The organism is Arthrobacter sp. Leaf234 (assembly GCF_001422665.1).
GTDB lineage: Bacteria > Actinomycetota > Actinomycetes > Actinomycetales > Micrococcaceae > Arthrobacter_D.
This window is the reverse complement of sequence record NZ_LMLU01000011.1, coordinates 36,448-56,276: the sequence shown is the minus strand read 5'-3', so window position 1 is coordinate 56,276 and position 19,829 is coordinate 36,448. Positions and strand designations below refer to the sequence as shown.

Below are 19,829 nucleotides of genomic sequence, written 5' to 3'. Positions count from 1 at the left end.
CTCAGCCGTTCCCGCGGACGTCGCCGGGGGCGGCGAGGGAGGCGACGACGTCCCGCAGCTGCGCGACGCCCGCGGTGCGGTCGGTGAGGTGCAGCCGGAGGACCGGACGGCCGTGGTCCGCGAGGACCTGGGCGTCACCCGCGGCCTGGGCCGCGATCAGCTCGCCGAAGGTGAACGGACGGTCCGGGATCGCGAGATCGGTGCTGCCGGCACCGGTGAGCTGCAGGTAGGCGCCGATGGCGGAGCCGCCCTTGTGGTACTGACCGGTGGAGTGCAGGAAGCGCGGACCCCACCCGAAGGTGACCGGGCGTCCGGTCGCAGCGGCGAGGGGGCCACGGACGTCCTCGAGCTCCGACTGCTGGTGCCGGTCGAGGTACGCCTGGACCGAGAGGTAACCGTTCGCGGGGATGGCCGCGAGGAGTGCCTCGAGCGCCTCCGCGAGGGTGCTGGACGACCCCAGCAGTCCGGCGTCGCCGCGCACGTCGACGGCGCCGTCGGTGAAGGCGGCCGGCGTGGGCTCGGGCTGGGCGTCGAGCAGGCCGCGGGCGGCCTTCTTCGCGGCCTCGACGTCCGGCTGGTCGAAGGGGTTGATGCCGAGCAGCCGGCCCGCCACGGCGACCGCGTACTCCCAGACGAACATCTGGCTGCCCAGGTTCCCGCTGACGGTCACCCGCGTCCCGGTCGTCGACTCGTCACTCGGCGCCTCGTCGAACGGGGCGAGGACCACCGGGAGCACGTCGTCGGCGACATCGGCCAGTTCCGGAGCGTCCATCGACGCGACGACGGGCAGGAGTCCCGTGCCGAGCTTGCCGGTGGATTCCGCGATGAGCTGCTCCGCCCAGTCGGCGAAGCCGGGGAGCCCGGAACCTGCATCGGCGAACACGATCTTGTCACGCAGGGGAGCGGTACCCCCGAGGACGGCACCCAGCTGGAGCCCGACGTTGCCGGCGTCGTCGTCACCGAGGAACTCGGCGCTGTCCTCGGCATCGTTGAGCAGCGTCTCGATATCCGCACCTGCGAGCCCCGAGGGCACGAGGCCGAACGCGGTCAGCGCGGAGTACCGGCCGCCCACCTCGGGGTTGGCCGTGAAGACCCTGCGGTATCCGGCAGCCCTCGAGGCCTCCTCCAGGGGCGAGCCCGGGTCGGTGACGACGATGATGCGCGATGCGGCGTCGATACCCGCGTCCGTGAAGGCCTGCTCGAACACGCGGCGCTGGGAGTCGGTTTCCACCGTGGATCCCGACTTGGACGACACGACGATGGCGGTGCGCTGCAGCCCCTCCTCGAGGGCGGCCCGGACCTGCTCCGGATCGGTGGCGTCGAGGACGACGAGCTCGACTCCGGCCTCCTTGGTGATGACCTCGGGCGCGAGTGACGAGCCGCCCATGCCGCACAGGACGATCCGGTCCACGCCCTCGCCGTCGAGGTCCGCGCGCAGCCCGGCGATCTCGGGCAGGAGCGCGCGGGAACCGTCGAACAGATCGATCCAGCCGAGGCGGATCGACGCCTCTGGCTCGGCGTCGGCGCCCCACAGGGTGGCGTCCTTGGCCATCAGCCGGGAGGCGAAACGATCGGCGACGAGCGTGGGTACCGCGGCGTCGACGGCGGCGAGCGCATCGCCGGAGGCGGTCAGAGCGAAGGAGCCCATGGGGGTCAGCCCTTCGCTGCGTCGAGCGCGGTCTGGACGGTCTCGAGGAGCTCCGACCAGCTGGTCACGAACTTGTCGAGGCCTTCTGTCTCCAGCTTCTCGACGACCTCCTGGTAGGACACGCCGAGGGCGTCGAGCGCGTCGAGCACGTCGGCGGCCTCCGCGTAGGAGCCGGTGATGGTGTCGCCCTCGACCACGCCGTGGTCGGCCATCGCGTCGAGCGTCTTCTCGGGCATGGTGTTCACGACGTTCGCAGCGACGAGTCCCGCGACGTAGAGCGTGTCGGGGAGGTTCGGATCCTTGACGCCGGTCGAGGCCCAGAGCGGGCGCTGGGCATTCGCCCCGGCCGCTTCGAGGACCTGCCAGCGCTCGGACGAGAACTGCTCCTGGAAGACCTGGTAGGCGAGGCGTGCATTGGCGAGACCCGCCTTGCCCTTGAGCGCCGTGGCCTCGTCGCTGCCGACGGCGTCGAGCCGCGCGTCGATCTCCGCGTCGACGCGCGAGACGAAGAAGGAGGCGACCGAGTGGATCGTGGCGAGGTCGTGCCCGTTCTCCTTCGCCTGCTCGAGACCGATCATGAAGGCGTTGATCACCGCCCGGTAGCGCTCGAGGGAGAAGATCAGGGTGACGTTGACGCTGATGCCGGCGGCGAGCGTCTCGGAGATGGCCTCCAGGCCCTCGACCGTCGCGGGGATCTTGATGAGCACGTTGGTGCGCTGCACCTTGGCGTGCAGGCGCTTGGCCTCGGCGATGGTTCCCGCCGTGTCGCGGGACAGGCGGGGGTCCACCTCGATGGAGACGCGACCGTCGGCGCCGTCGGTGCGCTTGGCCTCCGCGGCGAAGAGGTCGCAGGCCTGGGCGACGTCGTGGGTCGTGATGTCGAAGACGGCCCGGTCGACGTCGGCTCCGGCCTCGGCGAGGGCGCCGACCTGGGTGGCGTACGAGTCGCCGTTCTTGAGGGCGGCGGCGAAGATGCTCGGGTTCGTGGTCACGCCGACCACGTTCAGGTCCTCGATGAGGCGCTTGAAGCCTCCCGAGTTGAGGCGTTCCCGCGAGAGGTCGTCGAGCCAGATGGAGACGCCGGCGGCCGAGAGGTCGGCGGTGGGTGTTGTGGTCATGATGTGCTCCTTGTCCGCTGCTGCGGATGAGTGCTGGTGGGTGCTGGTGCAGGACGTGCGGTGCGGGCTACTGCTGGTCGCCGGTCTCGGTGGACTGGTGGCCCGAGGCCATGGCGGCGGTGCCGTTCGGTGCGAGGGGGTCGGCGGCGACGGCCTCGAGGGAGTCCTTCGCGGCGGCCACGACGGCGTCGCTGGTGATGCCGAACTCCCGGTACAGCGTCTTGTAGTCGGCGGACGCGCCGAAGTGCTCCAGGGAGACGCTGCGCCCGGCGTCGCCGACGATGCCGTGCCAGCTCTGGGACACCCCGGCTTCGACGGAGACACGGGCACGGACGGTGCGCGGCAGGACGCTGTCGCGGTAGGCGGCATCCTGGGCGTTGAACCACTCGAGGCACGGCATGGAGACGACGCGTGCAGAGATGCCCTGCGACTCGAGCTGCTCGCGCGCCTCGACGGCCAGCTGCACCTCGGAGCCCGTACCGATCAGGATGACGTCGGGGGCGCCGCCCTTTGCTTCCGCGAGGACGTACCCGCCCTTGGCCACACCCTCCGCCGAGCCGAACGTGTCGCCCGATGCGACGCCGTCGCCCCGCTCGTAGGTGGGGATGTTCTGGCGCGTGAGCACGATCCCGGCGGGGTTCTCGGTGTTCTCGAGGATGGTGCGCCAGGCGATGGCGACCTCGTTCGCGTCACCGGGGCGGACGACGTCGAGACCGGGGATGGTGCGCAGCGAGGAGAGCTGCTCCACGGGCTGGTGGGTGGGGCCGTCCTCCCCGAGGCCGATGGAATCGTGGGTCCACACGTAGATCGCGGGGACGCCCATGAGCGCTCCGAGGCGGACGGCGGGCCGCTGGTAGTCGCTGAAGATGAGGAAGGTGCCGGAGAAGGCGCGCGTGCTGCTGTGCATCACGATGCCGTTGACGATCGCGGCCGCCGCGTGCTCGCGGATCCCGAAGTGGAGGACCCGGCCGTACGGGTTCCCCGACCAGGCGTTCGTCTGGCGGCTCTCGGGGATGAACGACGGCGACCCCTCGATGGTCGTGTTGTTCGACTCGGCGAGGTCCGCACTGCCGCCCCAGAGTTCGGGGAGCACGGGACCGATCGCGGTGAGGACCTTGCCCGAGGCTGCGCGGGTCGAGACGTCCTTGCCCGCCTCGAAGCTGGGCAGGCTCGCCTCCCAGCCCTCGGGGAGCGTGCGGGCCTGGATGCGCTCCAGCAGGGCCGCCTGGTCGGCGTTGGCGGCTGCCCACGCGTCGAAGCCCTGCTGCCACTCGGCGTGGGCCTCCGCGCCGCGCTGCACGACGCCACGGGCGTGCTCGAGGACCTCCGGGTCGACGTCGAAGTGCTTCTCCGGGTCGAAGCCGAGGGCTTCCTTCACCGCCGCGACCTCGTCCTTGCCGAGGGCGGACCCGTGGATCTTGCCCGTGTTCTGCTTGTTCGGCGCGGGGTACCCGATGATCGTGCGGAGGGCGACGATCGAGGGCTTGGAGGTCTCGTTCTTGGCCTCGACCAGCGCGGAGTACAGCTCGGCGACGTCCTCGACGTACTCACCGGTCTTCGTCCAGTCGACGCGCTGGACGTGCCAGCCGTAGGCCTCGTACCGCTTGAGGACGTCCTCGGAGAACGCGATGTCGGTGTCGTCCTCGATGGAGATGTGGTTCTGGTCGTAGATGACCACGAGGTTGCCGAGCTCCTGGTGACCGGCGAGCGAGGACGCTTCCGCCGTGACACCCTCCTGGAGGTCACCGTCCGAGGCGATGACCCAGATGGTGTGGTCGAACGGGCTGGCGCCGGCAGGGGCGTCGGCGTCGAACATGCCGCGCTGGCGGCGCTGGCCGTAGGCGAACCCGACGGACGTCGCAAGGCCCTGACCCAGCGGGCCGGTGGTGATCTCCACGCCCTTGGTGTGGCGGTACTCGGGGTGCCCGGGCGTGAGTGAACCCCAGGTGCGCAGCGCCTTGAGGTCGTCGAGCTCCAGTCCGTACCCGGAGAGGAACAGCTGGATGTAGAGGGTCAGTGAGGTGTGGCCGGGGGAGAGGACGAAGCGGTCGCGTCCGGTCCACTCGGGGTCCGAGGGGTCGTGCCGCATGAGCTTCTGGAAGAGGAGGTAGGCCGCCGGTGCGAGGCTCATCGCCGTCCCCGGGTGTCCGTTGCCCACCTTCTCCACGGCGTCCGCCGCGAGAATGCGGACGGTGTCGACCGCCTTCTGGTCCAGCTCGGTCCAGGTCAGTTCCTGCTCTTGCGTCTGTGGCACGTTTCCGGGCCCCTCTCTGTCCGGAACGGCCGCTCAGCTGATGACGGGCATTTCTGCTGGCATGCCGTCGGACTGGCCGTTCACCGTTGAATACTGCATGTAAGGCTCCGCACGGCGACAGCACTGTGCCCCGGCAATCTATTCCGGGCGCGCATCCGCGGCGGGCTTTCGAACCCACACTATCCCTTCAGCTCCGCTCACGTCCGTGGGAGTCCAAGAATGTCGTTGCTCACATCCGACAGTTGCATCCGGCGCCGGAGGAGGGGTCTACGCGGCGAGGACGGTAGGCGTCCGTAACGCCCGACCCGCGGGGAGGATCGCCACGGTCCCGCAACCGCCCGCCGTTCCCACCGCCCACCGATTTCTACACAGCGTAAAAGGGTATGATGGGCCTTGTCTTTTACTCCGGAAGAAACGAAAGTGTTGCCTTGTGAAGACCCAGCAGGCTCCTGCTCCGGCACGTTCCCCGCAGGCCCGTCAGGGTTTCGGTCGCAAAGCGAAGGCCTACCTCGCGCTGACGAAGCCCCGCGTGATCGAGCTGCTCCTGGTCACCACACTTCCCACCATGATCTTCGCCCAGGGCGGGTTCCCTCCCCTCGGGCTGATCCTCGCCACGATGGTCGGCGGGGCCCTCGCAGCCGGTAGCGCCGGCGCCTTCAACTGCTACATCGACCGCGACATCGACAAGCTGATGCACCGCACGGAGAACCGGCCCCTCGTCACGGGGGAGGTCACCCCGCGCGAGGCACTCGTGTTCTCCTGGGTCCTCGGCATCGTGGCGATCGCCGTGCTCTGGTTCGGCGCGAACCCGCTCGCGGGCATGCTCGGTGTCGCAGCCATCTTCCTCTACGTGGTCGTGTACACGCTGGTCCTGAAGCGTCGCACCTCCCAGAACATCGTCTGGGGTGGAGCAGCGGGCTGCATGCCCGTGCTCATCGCGTGGGCCGCGGTCACCGGTTCCGTGGACTGGCCCGCCGTCGTGCTGTTCCTCATCATCTTCCTGTGGACCCCGCCGCACTACTGGCCCCTGTCCATGAAGTACAGCGACGACTACAACGCCGCCAGCGTACCGATGCTCGGAGCCATCGCCGGGGCCCGCACGGTGTCCGTCCAGGTGGTCCTCTACGCCTGGGCCATGGTCGCGTGCTCGCTCCTGCTGATCCCCGCCGGTGCCGGCTGGGTGTACTCGGTCGCGGCCCTCGTCGGCGGTGCCTGGTTCATCCGCGAATCCCACCGCCTCCACTCCCTGGCACAGCAGGGTGAGCTCAGCAACAAGGCCGCGATGAAGGTCTTCCACGGGTCGATCAGCTACCTGACGGTTCTCTTCCTCGCCCTCGCCGTCGATCCGTTCGTCGGATCGGCCGTCCTGCCCTGATCTTCTGCCGGCCGATCCGCCCGCACGGTCGAGGACCGGTGGGGCGAGCCCCTAGGCTGTCGGCATGGACTTCACCGGCCTGATCGCCTACCCACTCACGCCCTTCGACCCGGACGGCGGCGTGGCCCACGCGGACCTCCGCTCCCTCCTCGACGGCCTGGCGGCGTCGGACGTCGACGCGATCACGGTCCTCGGATCCTCGGGGAGCTTCGCCTACCTCGACCGCACCGAACGGGCCGAGGTGGCACGCACCGCCATCGACGCGGTGGGCGGCAGGAGACCCGTCGCCGTGGGCATCAGCTCGGTCGGCACGCGGGAGGTCCTCGAGTCCGCGGTCGACGCCGAGCGGGCCGGTGCCGCCGGACTCGTCCTCTCCCCGGTCTCCTACGTGCCGCTCACGGATGACGAGGTGGTGGCGCAGGTGCATGCGGTGTGCGCAGCCACCGACCTGCCGATCTGCCTCTACAACAACCCCGGTACCACCCAGTTCGACTACTCGCTCGACGTGGTCGCCGAGGTGGCCGCGCTCCCTCAGGTCGTCGCGTTCAAGGACACCGCGCCCGACGCCGCGACCTTCAACGCGCGGCACCGTGCACTGCGGTCGCTGGTCGGCGGATCCTTCAGCCACGGCGTCAGCGGGGATGTCCTGATGATGTCCGGCGAGGTCGCTGCGGACGCGTGGCACAGTGGTCCGGCAGCACTGCTGCCCACCGTCTACGCCCGCCTCAGGTCTGCCGTGGTGGACGGCGAGCAGAGGGAGATCGACCGGGTGCGGCACGTCCTCGCCCCCCTGGTCGACCATGTGGCCGGCCTCCGGAAGATCAGCGGGCTCCACCTCCTGGCACGGGCGTGCGGGGTGGCCGCCGGTGATCCGCGGCCGCCCCTGCTGCCGAGCCCGGGGTCCGAGCTGCGCGAACTCGGCCGGCTGCTCGACGTGCTCGAGGGCGAGTTCGACGACGACTGACGCGGACCGTCCGTCCGGCGTGGCCGCCGACGTGGCCGCCGGACTCGCGCATCACCTCGTGATGGGGGCGGTCGCGCTATGCGACGGGCTGCCGGACCCTCGTCGCCGCGACCGTCCCCGGGAGGGTGCGTCGGGTCGTCCCGGTGTAGTGCGCGTGCACCGCAGCTGCCATCAGCAGCGACGCGCCGAGCATGTGCAGCGCCACGAGCACGACCGGCAGATGCAGGAAGTGCTGGGTGTAGCCGATGGCTCCCTGGACGAGCACGACGGCGGTCAGCAGGACGAGCGCCTTGCGGAGCTTCGCGTGGACGTCCGTGCGGTAGGCGACGACGACGGCGAGTGCCACCGTGGCGACCAGCAGGTACACCGGGACCGCATGGAGACGCGTCATGAGGTCGGAGTCGAGGCCGTTGCGCGCGGCACCGTGGTCCCCCGCGTGCGGCCCCGAACCCGTCACGATCACGCCGAGGACGACGGCTACCGAGGTCAGCACGGTCGAGGTGACGAGGAGCTGCCGCAGGAGTGCCGGGGCTGCCGCGGGCCTGCGGATCGCGTACTGCTCCGTCGTCAGCCGTGCGCGGTTGACGAGGACGGTCGCGAGCGCCACCAGGACCATCGAGACGATGAAGTGCAGTCCCACGATCCAGGGGTTCAGCCCCGTCCATACCGTGATGCCGCCGATCACGGCCTGCGCCGGGATGCCCAGGAACAGTCCCACGGAGAGCCTGAACAGGTCCTTGCGCTCCCGCCGCATCCCGAGCACGGCCACGATCATGGCGACGGCGATGATGACGAGCACGAAGGTCAGGAGGCGGTTGCCGAACTCGATGACCCCGTGGAAGCCCATCTCGGGCGTGGTGACGATCGACTCCGGCGTGCAGCGCGGCCACTCGGGGCACCCGAGCCCCGAGGCCGTCAGGCGGACAGCCCCGCCGGTGACGACGATGGCGATCTGGGACACGAGGGATGCGATCGCGAGGCGGCGCACCAGCGGTGTGGTGGTCCTCGGCAGGCGGCCGGTGAGGCGGGTGAGTGCGGGGAAGGTCATGAGATCAGCTCCATTTGAACCAGCGGATGGCCGCCAGGCCGGCGAGGGTGGCCCAGGCGAGGAGCACCAGGCACGCGAGAGGGTCGAGGGCGCCGTCCACGAGGGCGTTCCGCAGGCCGTCGCCGAGCGCGGAGGACGGCAGGATCGAGACGAACGGTTCGACGGCGGCGGGGAGGCCCGTGGCCGGGATGATCACGCCGCCGGCGGCGGCGAGGAGGATCCAGACGAGATTGGTGACCGCGAGGGTCGCCTCGGGCCGCAGCGTGCCGGCGACGAGGAGTCCGAGGGAGGTGAACGCCGCGGAGCCGACGAGCAGCAGGAGGGCGGCGGGGAGGATCCCCTCCGGCCGGGGAGACCATCCCAGCAGCAGCGCGGCTCCGCCGATCACCACGAGCTGTACGGCGAGGACGGCGGCCACGGCGACGGCTTTGCCGAGGATGAGGCCCGATCGACCGAGCGGAGTGGTCGAGAGGAAGCGGAGCACCCCGTACCGCCGGTCGAAGCCCGTGGCGATTCCCTGGCCCGTGAAGGCCGTCGACATGGTGCAGAGGGCCAGGACTCCCGGGGCGGCGACGTCGATGCGGCTCGGCCCGTAGGCGTCCAGCAGCGGGGTGACGACCAGGGCCACGAGGGCGAGCAGCGGCAGCACGATCGCGAGCACCAGCTGCTCCCCGTTGCGCAGCATCGCCAGCGCCTCGTAGCCGCCGTGCCGGAGCACCCGCGCGGACAGCGGCGCGGCCGTCCCCGACGTCGTCCTGCCGCGGGGGAGGGGCGCGGCAGGAAGGCCGGAGGCCGTGTCGGGGCTGCTCATCGGATGCTCCGTCCGGAGATGTCCAGGAAGACGTCCTCGAGGGATCGGGGCGCCAGGGAGATGGCCGTGGGCATGACGCCGCAGGAGGCCCACCAGGTGGCGAGGTATGCGACGTCCTCCGCCGTGAGCGTGCCCCGGAGGACGTACTGCCCGGGTTCGGATTCGAGCTGGTGCAGATGGGGGAGGAGGCCGGGCGGGAGTGTGAGCCCGGGGACGGTCTCGAAGCGCAGCTCGCGTATCCCGTCCGTCTCGCTGTCGGCCGTGAGCTCCGCGACGGTCCCTTCGGCGACGGTCCGGCCGCCCTCGACGATGTAGACGTAGTCGGCCAGCTTCTGGGCGTCGTCGAGCAGGTGCGTGGTCAGGACGACCGCGAGGCCGTCCGCACGCAGTTCCCTGATGAGATCGAACACGATGGTCCGCGACTGGGGGTCCAGACCTGCACTGGGTTCGTCGAGGAACACCACCTCGGGTCGACCCACCAGGGCGCAGGCGAGGGCCAGGCGCTGCTTCTGCCCGCCCGAGAGCCGGCGGATCGAGACGGCGCCGAATTCGTCGAGCCCGAGGCGCCCGGCGAGGTCGTCGACCGGCAGGGGATCGCTGTACATCGAGGCGACGTGACGGAGCAGTGCCAGCGGCCGCACCGACGGAGGCAATCCGCCGTCCTGCAACATCACGCCGACCCGGGCGCGCAGGTCCGGCGATGCACGGTACGGGTCCTGGCCGAGGAGTCGCACCACGCCGCCGTCGGCGCGCTGGAGTCCCTGCGCGCACTCGAGAGTGGTGGTCTTGCCTGCTCCGTTCGCGCCGAGGAGCACGGTCACCGCCCCGTGCGACGCCCGGAGGTGCACGCCGTCCAGCACGCGGACCATGCGGCCGTCGAGGGAGCCGACCGGACCGAAGTCCTTGATCAGGCCGTCGATCTCGAGGGCGGGGGCAGTAGTCGGCACCCTCATATTCTACGACAGGTAGTAGTGCTGCGGAGGGTCCTCGATGGGTAGCCTCGCCTAAGTGGTCGGCCGGAATACATTAGGTCATGCTTGTGTTGTGTATTTTGTCGCCGACGGGAGGAATGGACTGTGACCGTATCGCCACGCGCCGCCCTCTCCACTCCGGATCCCGCGGCGGCGGCCGGCCCGCGCAGTGCGCAACGGACCGCCCAGATCGTCTCCCCGGATCCCGACGAGCGCACCAGGGACCGGGTCCTGTCCGCGGTCCTCGAGCGCGGCCCCGTGAGCGCCGCCGAACTCGGTGACAGTCTCGGATTCACCCCCGCAGCCATGCGGCGGCACCTGGACGCACTGTCGCAGGACGGCCTGATCGAGGTGAAGCGCGCGCGGAGCTCCGCCACCGGCGCGGGACGCCCCGCACGCCGCTACGTGCTCAGCCGGCGTGGCCAGACCGAGATGGGCGACGACTACCTCGATATCGCCACCGCTGCGCTGGCGCAGCTCGGTGCGGCCGCGGGCCCGGAGGCCATCGAGGAGTTCGCCCGTGCGCGCTTCTCCGGGATGGAGGAGCGTTACCGGCCCGTCGTCGAGGCCGCGGGCCCGGACCTCGAGGCACGGGCGCGGGCGCTGTCCGGTGCGCTGACCGCAGACGGCTTCGTCGGGTCGACCAAGACCGTCGGACGGCCGCAGCTTCGGGGCTCCCGCCCCGTCGCGTCCTCGGCCAGGCCGGTGATGCTGAGCGTGCAGCTCTGCCAGGGCCACTGTCCCATCCAGGGGCTGGCTTCGGCCTTCCCCGCCTTCTGCGAGCAGGAGACCGGCGTGTTCTCCCGGCTGCTCGGTGTCGACGTTCGGCGCCTCTCCACCCTGGCGGCAGGCGGCCACGTCTGCACCACCCACATTCCCCTGGGACGGACGACGGCGGCACCTGCCGCGCCGGCCAGCCCGGATGCTCCCGGCGCCGCCGAATCCACGGCGGCTGCGGAAGCCGCGCCGCCCAGCAATCCAGCAACCCCTTCTATCCATCAGCAAGGAAGGCCGTGATGACGGATCAAGTAGACCGCAAGCCAGCCGCGTCGGCAGTGCCGGAGTCGGTGATCAGCGACATCCTGGAGAAGAACCCGGAGCTCGAGGGCATCGGTACCTACCAGTACGGGTGGGCCGACAAGAACGAAGTGAGCGACAACGCCCGCCGCGGCCTGAGCGAGGAGGTCGTCCGCGACATCTCCGCGAAGAAGAACGAGCCCCAGTGGATGCTCGACCTCCGCCTCAAGGGCCTGAAGTACTTCGACCGCAAGCCCATGCCCGCCTGGGGTGCAGATCTCTCCGGCATCGACTTCGACAACATCAAGTACTTCGTGCGGTCCACGGAGAAGCAGGCGAACACGTGGGAAGACCTCCCCGAGGACATCCGCAACACGTACGAGAAGCTCGGCATCCCCGAGGCGGAGCGTGCACGCCTCGTGTCCGGCGTCGCTGCCCAGTACGAGTCCGAGGTGGTGTACCACCAGCTCCGTGAGGACCTGGAGCGCCAGGGTGTCCTGTTCCTCGACACCGACACCGCGCTGCGCGAGCACCCCGAGATCTTCAAGGAGTACTTCGGCACGATCATCCCCGTCGGGGACAACAAGTTCGCGTCGCTCAACACGGCCGTGTGGTCGGGCGGTTCCTTCGTCTACGTCCCCAAGGGCGTCCACGTGGAGATCCCCCTCCAGGCCTACTTCCGCATCAACACCGAGAACATGGGCCAGTTCGAGCGCACGCTGATCATCGCGGACGAGGACTCCTACGTGCACTACATCGAGGGCTGCACCGCCCCGATCTACACCTCGGACTCCCTGCACTCGGCCGTCGTCGAGATCGTGGTCAAGAAGGGCGCGCGCGTCCGGTACACGACCATCCAGAACTGGTCGAACAACGTGTACAACCTCGTGACCAAGCGCGCCATCGCGCACGAGGGCGCCACCATGGAGTGGATCGACGGCAACATCGGGTCGAAGGTCACCATGAAGTACCCGGCCGTCTACCTGGTCGGCGAGCACGCCAAGGGTGAGACGCTCTCGATTGCCTTCGCCGGCGAGGGCCAGCACCAGGACACCGGGTCGAAGATGGTGCACATCGCGCCGAACACGAAGTCCTCGATCATCTCGAAGTCCGTCGCCCGTGGCGGTGGCCGCGCCGCCTACCGCGGTCTGGTCCAGGTCCGCGAGGGAGCCAAGCACTCCGCGAACACGGTGCGGTGCGACGCCCTCCTGGTGGACACCATCTCGCGGTCGGACACGTACCCGTACGTCGACATCCGCGAGGACGACGTCACCATGGGCCACGAGGCGACGGTGTCGCGCGTCAGCGAGGAGCAGCTGTTCTACCTGATGTCCCGCGGCCTGCCGGAGGACGAGGCCATGGCCATGATCGTGCGCGGGTTCATCGAGCCCATCGCACGCGAGCTGCCCATGGAGTACGCGCTCGAGCTCAACCGGCTGATCGAACTGCAGATGGAAGGGGCTGTAGGCTAGTAATGGCTGAGACCACCCACACGGAATCCACACCCGACACCGCGCCTGACGCCGAGGTCACCGATCTCGGCGACCTCGACGAGAAGGCGCGCCTCGGCGCTCCCGCAGGCGCCGTCGACCGCTCGAGAGCGATCGACGGCTTCACCGAGGAGGGCGAGTCCCTCTCGACCGGGGACACCGGCAGCGAGCAGCTCGGCCTGAAGAAGCACAGCCACGGCAATGCCCCGGTGATCCCGGAGGCGTCTCGCGGTGAGCGTCGCAGGTCCTTCGACATCGCGGACTTCCCGACCCTCACGGGGCTCGAGGAGGACTGGCGTTTCACCCCGCTGAAGCGCCTGCGCGGCCTGCACACGGAGGCGCTGTCCGCCTCTGCGCCGGCGGTCGAGGTCACCGGGGCCGGCAACGTGACCGTCGAGACGGTCGGTCGCGACGACGTCCGGCTCGGCGCCTCGGCGACCCCCGAGGACCGCGTGTCCGCCGCCGCGTGGAACGCCTTCGGTGACGCCACCGTCATCACCGTCCCGCAGGAGACCGTGGCCGACGGCGAGGTCATGGTCAGCGTCCGGGGGACGCACGCCGAAGCCTCGGCGCAGCACATCCTCATCGACGCGAAGGCCTTCTCGAAGGCCGTCGTCGTCCTCGACCACCAGGGCTCGGCGACGCTCGCGCAGAACGTCGAGATCGTGGTCGGCGACGGCGCGGAGCTCACCGTCGTCAGCGTCCAGGAATGGGACGACGACGCCGTGCACGTCTCCTCGCAGCAGGCGAAGGTGGGCCGCGACGCGCGCTACAAGCACGTCGTCGTCAGCCTCGGCGGCGACCTCGTGCGGCTGACGCCGTCGTCGATCTTCACCGCGCCCGGCGCGGAGGTCGAGATGTACGGGCTGTACTTCGCCGACGCCGGCCAGCACCTCGAGCAGCGCCTCCTGGTGGACCACGCCGTACCCAACTGCAAGTCCCGCGTCACCTACAAGGGCGCCCTGCAGGGCGACGACGCGCACACCGTCTGGGTGGGCGACGTCCTCATCCGCAAGGCCGCCGAGGGTACCGACACCTACGAGACCAACCGCAACCTGATCCTCACGGACGGTGCGCGCTCGGATTCCGTGCCGAACCTCGAGATCGAGACCGGCCTGATCGAGGGTGCCGGCCACGCCAGCGCCACCGGCCGCTTCGACGACGAGCACCTGTTCTACCTGATGGCACGCGGCATCCCCGAGAAGGCTGCACGCCGCCTCGTGGTCCGCGGGTTCCTCACCGAGGTCATCCAGCAGATCAAGGTGCCCGCCCTCGAGGAGCGCCTGTCGGAGTCCGTCGAGCGCGAGCTCGCTGCGGGCAACCTCTGATGGCTGCCGAACCCCGCGGCGAGCTGATCTGCAGCGTCGACGACATCCAGGTCAAGCAGGCCCTGAGGGTCCTCATCGACGACTACCCCGTAGCCGTCGTCCGTGACTCCGACGGGGAGATTCACGCGCTGGGGGACACCTGTTCCCACGCGGACATCTCCCTCTCGGAGGGCGATGTCGAGGGGTGCGCCATCGAGTGCTGGGGCCACGGTTCCCAGTTCGACCTGCGCAGCGGCGCCCCCCTGCAGCTCCCGGCGTACGAGCCGGTCCCGGTCTTCGCGCTGGAGATCCACGACGGCAACGTCTACGTCGATGTCACCACCGTCACCAACGGGGCGCCGGCACCGCAGTTCGGCTGACGGAACGCCGTCCCGCACCCCCTACTTCCTGCACTCTTCCTGCACCAGCAGGCGAAGGAGAAAGAACACGATGTCCACACTTGAAATCAAGGACCTGCACGTCAGCATCGACACCGAGCAGGGGAATGTCCCCATCCTCAAGGGCGTCACGCTGACCATCAACACGGGCGAGACCCATGCCATCATGGGGCCCAACGGCTCCGGCAAGTCGACCCTCGCGTCGACCATCGCCGGCCACCCCCGCTACACGGTGGACAGCGGCTCCATCACGCTCGACGGCGAGGACGTCCTGTCCATGAGCGTCGACGAGCGTGCGCGTGCCGGCCTCTTCCTCGCGATGCAGTACCCCGTCGAGGTCCCGGGCGTCACCATGACCAACTTCCTGCGGACCGCGAAGACCGCCCTCGACGGCGAGGCGCCGAGCCTCCGCCACTGGACCAAGGACGTCAAGACCGCCATGGCCCAGCTGCGCATCGATGCGGACTTCGCCCAGCGCAACGTCAACGAGGGCTTCTCCGGTGGTGAGAAGAAGCGCGTGGAGATCCTGCAGCTCGAGCTCTTCCGCCCCAAGTTCGCCATCCTCGACGAGACCGACTCCGGCCTCGACGTCGACGCCCTGAAGGTCGTCTCCGAGGGTGTGAACCGTGAGCACTCGAAGGGCGAGATGGGCACGCTCCTCATCACGCACTACACGCGGATCCTCCGCTACATCAAGCCGGACTTCGTCCACGTGTTCGTCGCCGGTCGCATCGCCGAGCAGGGCGGGCCCGAACTCGCCGACCAGCTCGAGGCCGAGGGCTACGATCGGTTCACGGCCCAGACTCCGGTCGAGGCCTAGGACCACTCCGATCTCCCGACCGCCGTCGGGATACGCGAAAGGAACAGTTCGATGACTGATGTGCAGCAGGCGCAGACCGCGCTGGGCGACGTCGAGGAAGCGCTCCGTGATGTGATCGACCCCGAGCTGGGCGTCAACATCGTCGATCTCGGCCTCCTCTACGGCCTGAAGTACGCGGAGGACGGTGCCCTCCTGATCGACATGACCTTGACGACGGCGGCCTGCCCGCTGACCGACGTGCTCGAGGAGCAGGTCGGCCAGGCGCTGGACGGCGTCGTGGACGAGTGGCGCCTCAACTGGGTGTGGATGCCGCCGTGGGGTCCCGAGAAGATCACCGAGGACGGCCGCGACCAGATGCGGGCACTCGGCTTCAACATCTGATCGTCCGACGCCGGCTGCCGATGTCGGCTGCCGACGGGCGTGATGGCCATGGAGGGCGGTTCCGGCGACGACCGGGACCGCCCTTCTGCGGACCCGCGGTCTCATCCGACGACGCTCCCGTGGTCCTGCCCGCGGTCGTCCTCCTCGTCGTCGTGCTCACCCAGCCCCCGGGCGGCCAGCGCCTCACCCGTCCGGTGCGCGTAGGCGACGGCGCCGAGGACCAGCGGGGTCACCGCGACCCGGGGGCTCCGCTCCAGGCCCCGGGCGCGTGCTGCCTCCCGGACGTCGACGAACAGGCCTGCGAGGTAGGGGATGCTCCGCAGCATGATGGACAGGGCCAGGGCGAAGCGTTCCGGGTCGGCGCCCAAGCGCCGGAACGGGCGGGCGAGCGACGCGGTGCCGTCCAGCAGCACCTGCAGGGGAGTCGTCAGCGTCACCGACCGCGCCGCGAGGAGGCATCCCGCGATCCCGCCCACCACGACGAACGCCTGGACCCAGCCCTGCGAGAAGCCCTGGTAGAGCGCGAGGATCCCGAGCACGGGGGCCGCCGGAAGCAGCATCCGCGCCGTCTGCAGCACGGATTGTCGGGCGCCGATCAGCAGGCCGGCGAGCGCGAGTACCAGGACGGTGCTCGTGGTGGGCAAGGAACCCCACCCGACGACGGCGGTCGCGCACCCGAGTGACGCCGCCGCTTTCGGCGCGAGCGGCAACCGGTACAGGAGGCCCGCTCCGGGACGGTACAGGCCGAGCGTGCTGCCGAATCCCCTCACGGCAGGAGGTGTCCGTCGCCCGCCGGGCCGCCGCCGGGCTGGGCGGACAACGACCGGTAGAAGGACACCGCGTCGGCGGGCCTGCCGTCGAACACCACCCGTCCGCCGTCGATGACGAGGGTACGCTCCGCCTCCCGGGCGAAGTCGAGGTTGTGGGTGGTGAACACCACCTGCTGCCCGAGGCCGGCGAGCAGGGCTCGCACGACCCTGTCGTTCCGCAGGTCGAGCAGCGTGGTCGGTTCGTCGGCCAGGAGGATGGGCGGCTCGACCGCGAGGACCACGGCGAGGGCGAGGATCTGCCGTTCACCGCCGGAGAGGTCGTAGATGCTGCGGTCGGCGAGGTGCTCCAGGCCGAAGCGCCGCAGCACCTCGCCGGCGCGCAGCCGGCGCTCCGCGGCAGGCAGCTTGCGGGTCCGGAGGGACAGCTCGACGTCCTCGCGTCCCGTGGGCATCACCAGCTGCGAGAGGGGATCGGTGAAGACGAACCCCACCGATCTGCGGACGGTGCTGCCGGCCTTCCGGGTGTCCCGACCGAGGACCTCGACCCGCCCCTGCGAGGGCAGCCGCAATCCGTTGACGAGGCGGAGGAGGGTCGACTTGCCCGAGCCGTTGGCGCCGATGACGGAGATCCGTCGTTCCACCAGGGACAGGGTCAGCGGGTGCAGCAGCGTGTGCCGGTCGTCGTCCGACCGCACTGCCGCTTCGATGAACTCGATCATCGTCGGCGGGCTCGGCAGTCGGGGCGCTCAGGCACGGGGTCGGGCGAGGAGCCGCGGGAAGGCGCGATGCACCGATACCGCGAGGAGGGCCGCGATGACGTTCTTGACGACATCGCCCGGCAGGTATGCGGCGTCGACGAGCACGGCGTCACGGAGGGACAGCTCGGCGTTCACCATGAGCCCCGCCACGCCGAGCGGATGGATGGTCGACAGGCTCGCGACGACGCACGCGAGGAAGAGCAGGACGGTGCGGAAACGGGTGGCACTGCGCAGGACCGCCCTGGCGAGCAGCCCTGCGACGAGTGCCGCCGGCGGGAAGGCGATGAGGTAGCCGGCGGACGGTCCGGCGAGGACGCCGAAGCCGCCGCTGAAGCCACTGAACACGGGGAGGCCGATCAGTCCGGCGGCGAGGTACAGGAGGACGGCGGCGGTCCCGCGCCCTGGTCCCAGGACCGCTCCGGCGAGCATGACGCCGAGCGTCTGCAGGGTGATCGGCACGCCGAGCGGGCCGACCGGGATACCGGGTACGATTGCAAGGGCGGCGATGAGGGCGGCGAAGACCGCGACCAGCGAGAGATCGGTGGTGTCCCACCGCTTGCGGGACGACGGACGGCCGTCGGTGACAGGTCCGGGAGAGGTCTTCTCGGTCGGCTGCATGGCACACGCTCCTCCAGCGGGCCGGAGTCGCACCGGTTGCTCCGGTGATTTGTCGACTTCCTCCAGCCGTAACTGCTTCTGTACCGAGACTAGCGCCGGTCACCAGGGGATCCCTTGTGGGATTCCTACAACAAACCGCCGTCTCAGGCACACCATCGAAAGGCCCTGACCGTGATCAACGTATCGAACCTGGAGCTCCGGGCCGGCGCTCGCCTGCTCATGGACGAGGTGTCCTTCCGCGTGGACAAGGGCGACAAGATCGGCCTCGTGGGCCGGAACGGCGCAGGCAAGACGACGCTGACCAAGGTCCTGGCGGGGGAGTCGCTGCCCGCAGGAGGCACTGTCACCCGGTCCGGCGAGATCGGCTACCTCCCCCAGGACCCGCGCACGCCCGACATGGAGCAGCTCGCCCGGGACCGCATCCTCTCCGCCCGGAACCTGGACGCCGTCGTGACCGAACTGCGCCAGGCGCAGGAGGACATGGCGAGCGAGAAGACGTCGGTGCGGAACAAGGCCATGGCCCGCTACGACCGCATCGAGGCGGCATTCCTCGCCGGTGGCGGCTACTCGGCAGAGGCCGAGGCCGCGGCCATCTCCTCCAACCTCGCCCTGCCGGAGCGCATCCTGAACCAGCCGCTGAAGACGCTCTCGGGCGGCCAGCGCCGCCGGGTCGAGCTGGCGCGGATCCTCTTCTCCGGCGCGGAGACGATGCTCCTCGACGAACCCACCAACCACCTCGACGCCGACTCCATCACCTGGCTGCGTGAATTCCTGAAGAACCACCAGGGCGGCCTGATCGTGATCAGCCACGACGTGGAACTGCTGCAGGCGACCGTCAACAAGGTGTTCCAGCTCGACGCGAACCGCGGCACGATCGACATCTACAACATGGGCTGGAAGCGATTCCAGCTGCAGCGCGAGACGGACGAGCGCGCGCGGAAGCGCGAGCGCGCCAACGCGGAGAAGAAGGCGCAGGTCCTCATGGACCAGGCGAACAAGATGCGCGCGAAAGCCTCGAAGGCCGTCGCTGCGCAGAACATGGCCAAGCGGGCCGAGCGGCTGCTCGGCGGGCTGGACGCCGTCCGCGCCTCGGACCGCGTGGCGGCGCTCCGCTTCCCCGAGCCTTCGCCCTGCGGCAAGACCCCGATGACGGCCGAGGGGCTCAGCAAGTCCTACGGGTCGCTCGAGATCTTCACCGACGTCGATCTCGCTATCGATCGCGGTTCCAAGGTGGTCATCCTCGGGCTCAACGGAGCCGGCAAGACGACTTTGCTTCGCATGCTCGCGGGCGTCGACACGCCGGACACCGGCAAGGTCATTGCCGGTCACGGTCTCAAGGTCGGCTACTACGCCCAGGAGCACGAGACGCTCGACACGGAACGCTCCGTGCTCGAGAACATGAAGTCCTCGGCCCCCGACATGCAGGACGCCGAAGTACGCGGCATCCTCGGCTCGTTCCTTTTCTCGGGCGACGATGTCGACAAGCCGGCCGGAGTGCTCTCCGGCGGTGAGAAGACGCGCCTGGCCCTCGCCACGATCGTCGCCTCCTCGGCCAATGTTCTGCTCCTGGACGAGCCCACCAACAACCTCGATCCCGCGAGCCGCGCCGAGATCCTCGGGGCGCTGAAGAACTACAGCGGTGCCGTGGTGATGGTGAGTCACGACGAGGGTGCGGTCGATGCGCTCGACCCCGAGCGGGTGGTGCTGCTGCCCGACGGCGTCGAGGACCTCTGGAACCAGGACTACCTGGAGCTCGTCACCCTGGCCTGATCCGCGTCACCCTGGCCTGATCCGCGTCACCCTGGCCTGATCCGCGTCACCCGACGGTGGTCCGCGGAACGGACGCGCCGGTGACGTGGATCCATCGACCGAGGAACGACCGCCGGGCAACCATCGCCGGGGAACAACAGGTCAGCGGCTGCTCTCGCCGTCACCGGCTGAGCCGAGACGGCGGACCCCCAGGGACGAGGGTGGGCCCGGAGGCCGCACCCTCGCACCGGTGGACAGGTCTGTCCGGGCCGACGTCGACCGACCTGGGGCCGGAGAACAGCCGCGACGCCGGACGGATGATGCGCCCGGTC

Annotated in this window: 18 protein-coding genes; 9 read left to right on the top strand and 9 right to left on the bottom strand. The window is 69.8% G+C overall.

The features are described from left to right. Window position 1 precedes the first annotated feature (1 nt). The 3 genes from ASF21_RS15935 to tkt form a co-directional block, all read right to left on the bottom strand. The gene (locus ASF21_RS15935; protein WP_055773514.1) at window positions 2–1,648 is read right to left on the bottom strand and encodes a glucose-6-phosphate isomerase; all 1,647 of its coding nucleotides are present in this window, start codon (window positions 1,646–1,648) and stop codon (window positions 2–4) included. Window positions 1,649–1,653: 5 nt separating this feature from the next. Beyond that, window positions 1,654–2,766 (bottom strand): transaldolase, encoded by a 1,113-nt coding sequence (tal, locus tag ASF21_RS15930; protein WP_055773512.1) that lies wholly within the window; start codon window positions 2,764–2,766, stop codon window positions 1,654–1,656. Window positions 2,767–2,833: 67 nt separating this feature from the next. Beyond that, complete coding sequence (tkt, locus tag ASF21_RS15925; protein ID WP_055773510.1) at window positions 2,834–5,020, bottom strand: transketolase; 2,187 nt, start codon at window positions 5,018–5,020, stop codon at window positions 2,834–2,836. A 430-nt stretch (window positions 5,021–5,450) separates the two neighbouring features. On the opposite strand from tkt, the gene ASF21_RS15920 reads away from it, so the two are divergent. Together ASF21_RS15920 and ASF21_RS15915 are read left to right on the top strand one after the other, a co-directional pair. Next, window positions 5,451–6,395: a heme o synthase gene (locus ASF21_RS15920; protein ID WP_055773508.1), complete on the top strand. Its 945-nt coding sequence runs from the start codon at window positions 5,451–5,453 to the stop codon at window positions 6,393–6,395. Between the two features lie 64 nt (window positions 6,396–6,459). Beyond that, the gene (locus ASF21_RS15915; RefSeq protein ID WP_055773506.1) at window positions 6,460–7,359 is read left to right on the top strand and encodes a dihydrodipicolinate synthase family protein; all 900 of its coding nucleotides are present in this window, start codon (window positions 6,460–6,462) and stop codon (window positions 7,357–7,359) included. Window positions 7,360–7,435: 76 nt separating this feature from the next. Here the strand turns inward: ASF21_RS15915 and ASF21_RS15910 are convergent, their stop codons facing one another. Genes ASF21_RS15910 through ASF21_RS15900 form a run of 3 tightly spaced genes read right to left on the bottom strand, consistent with a single transcriptional unit; the run spans window position 7,436 to window position 10,171 of the window. Beyond that, the gene (locus ASF21_RS15910) at window positions 7,436–8,407 is read right to left on the bottom strand and encodes a COX15/CtaA family protein (protein WP_055773504.1); all 972 of its coding nucleotides are present in this window, start codon (window positions 8,405–8,407) and stop codon (window positions 7,436–7,438) included. 4 nt (window positions 8,408–8,411) lie between these two features. Further along, entirely contained in the window at window positions 8,412–9,218 is an 807-nt protein-coding gene (locus tag ASF21_RS15905) for an ABC transporter permease (RefSeq protein WP_082471655.1), read from the bottom strand. Beyond that, on the bottom strand, window positions 9,215–10,171 hold the full coding sequence (locus ASF21_RS15900; protein ID WP_055773502.1) for an ABC transporter ATP-binding protein: 957 nt from the start codon (window positions 10,169–10,171) through the stop codon (window positions 9,215–9,217). The genes ASF21_RS15905 and ASF21_RS15900 overlap by 4 nt, the downstream gene beginning before the upstream one ends. Window positions 10,172–10,294: 123 nt before the next feature. On the opposite strand from ASF21_RS15900, the gene ASF21_RS15895 reads away from it, so the two are divergent. From ASF21_RS15895 to ASF21_RS15870, 6 genes are all read left to right on the top strand, one after another. Continuing rightward, window positions 10,295–11,206 carry a helix-turn-helix domain-containing protein gene (locus ASF21_RS15895; protein ID WP_082471654.1) on the top strand — a complete coding sequence of 304 codons (912 nt, stop codon included), beginning with the start codon at window positions 10,295–10,297 and terminating at the stop codon, window positions 11,204–11,206. Next, window positions 11,206–12,678, top strand: a complete 1,473-nt coding sequence (sufB, locus tag ASF21_RS15890; protein WP_055773500.1) for a Fe-S cluster assembly protein SufB — start codon at window positions 11,206–11,208, stop codon at window positions 12,676–12,678. The genes ASF21_RS15895 and sufB overlap by 1 nt, the downstream gene beginning before the upstream one ends. 2 nt (window positions 12,679–12,680) lie before the next feature. After that, window positions 12,681–14,024, top strand: coding sequence for a Fe-S cluster assembly protein SufD (gene sufD, locus ASF21_RS15885; RefSeq protein ID WP_082471653.1), 1,344 nt, complete (start codon window positions 12,681–12,683; stop codon window positions 14,022–14,024). Then, window positions 14,024–14,383 (top strand): non-heme iron oxygenase ferredoxin subunit, encoded by a 360-nt coding sequence (locus ASF21_RS15880; RefSeq protein ID WP_055773499.1) that lies wholly within the window; start codon window positions 14,024–14,026, stop codon window positions 14,381–14,383. The genes sufD and ASF21_RS15880 overlap by 1 nt, the downstream gene beginning before the upstream one ends. A 70-nt stretch (window positions 14,384–14,453) precedes the next feature. Continuing rightward, window positions 14,454–15,221: a Fe-S cluster assembly ATPase SufC gene (sufC, locus tag ASF21_RS15875; RefSeq protein ID WP_055773496.1), complete on the top strand. Its 768-nt coding sequence runs from the start codon at window positions 14,454–14,456 to the stop codon at window positions 15,219–15,221. 51 nt (window positions 15,222–15,272) lie between these two features. Then, window positions 15,273–15,602: a metal-sulfur cluster assembly factor gene (locus ASF21_RS15870; protein ID WP_055773495.1), complete on the top strand. Its 330-nt coding sequence runs from the start codon at window positions 15,273–15,275 to the stop codon at window positions 15,600–15,602. A gap of 101 nt (window positions 15,603–15,703) precedes the next feature. Here the strand turns inward: ASF21_RS15870 and ASF21_RS15865 are convergent, their stop codons facing one another. The 3 genes from ASF21_RS15865 to ASF21_RS15855 are packed head-to-tail and all read right to left on the bottom strand — an operon-like array spanning window position 15,704 to window position 17,748. Then, window positions 15,704–16,372 carry an energy-coupling factor transporter transmembrane component T family protein gene (locus ASF21_RS15865; RefSeq protein ID WP_055773493.1) on the bottom strand — a complete coding sequence of 223 codons (669 nt, stop codon included), beginning with the start codon at window positions 16,370–16,372 and terminating at the stop codon, window positions 15,704–15,706. Then, window positions 16,369–17,091, bottom strand: a complete 723-nt coding sequence (locus tag ASF21_RS15860) for an energy-coupling factor ABC transporter ATP-binding protein (RefSeq protein WP_055773491.1) — start codon at window positions 17,089–17,091, stop codon at window positions 16,369–16,371. The genes ASF21_RS15865 and ASF21_RS15860 overlap by 4 nt, the downstream gene beginning before the upstream one ends. Window positions 17,092–17,118: 27 nt before the next feature. Then, a complete protein-coding gene (locus ASF21_RS15855; protein ID WP_055773489.1) occupies window positions 17,119–17,748 on the bottom strand; it encodes a biotin transporter BioY in 630 nt (209 codons plus the stop codon). A gap of 171 nt (window positions 17,749–17,919) precedes the next feature. Between ASF21_RS15855 and ASF21_RS15850 the strand changes: the two genes are divergently transcribed. Next, on the top strand, window positions 17,920–19,518 hold the full coding sequence (locus tag ASF21_RS15850; protein ID WP_055773488.1) for an ABC-F family ATP-binding cassette domain-containing protein: 1,599 nt from the start codon (window positions 17,920–17,922) through the stop codon (window positions 19,516–19,518). Window positions 19,519–19,829 lie beyond the last annotated feature (311 nt).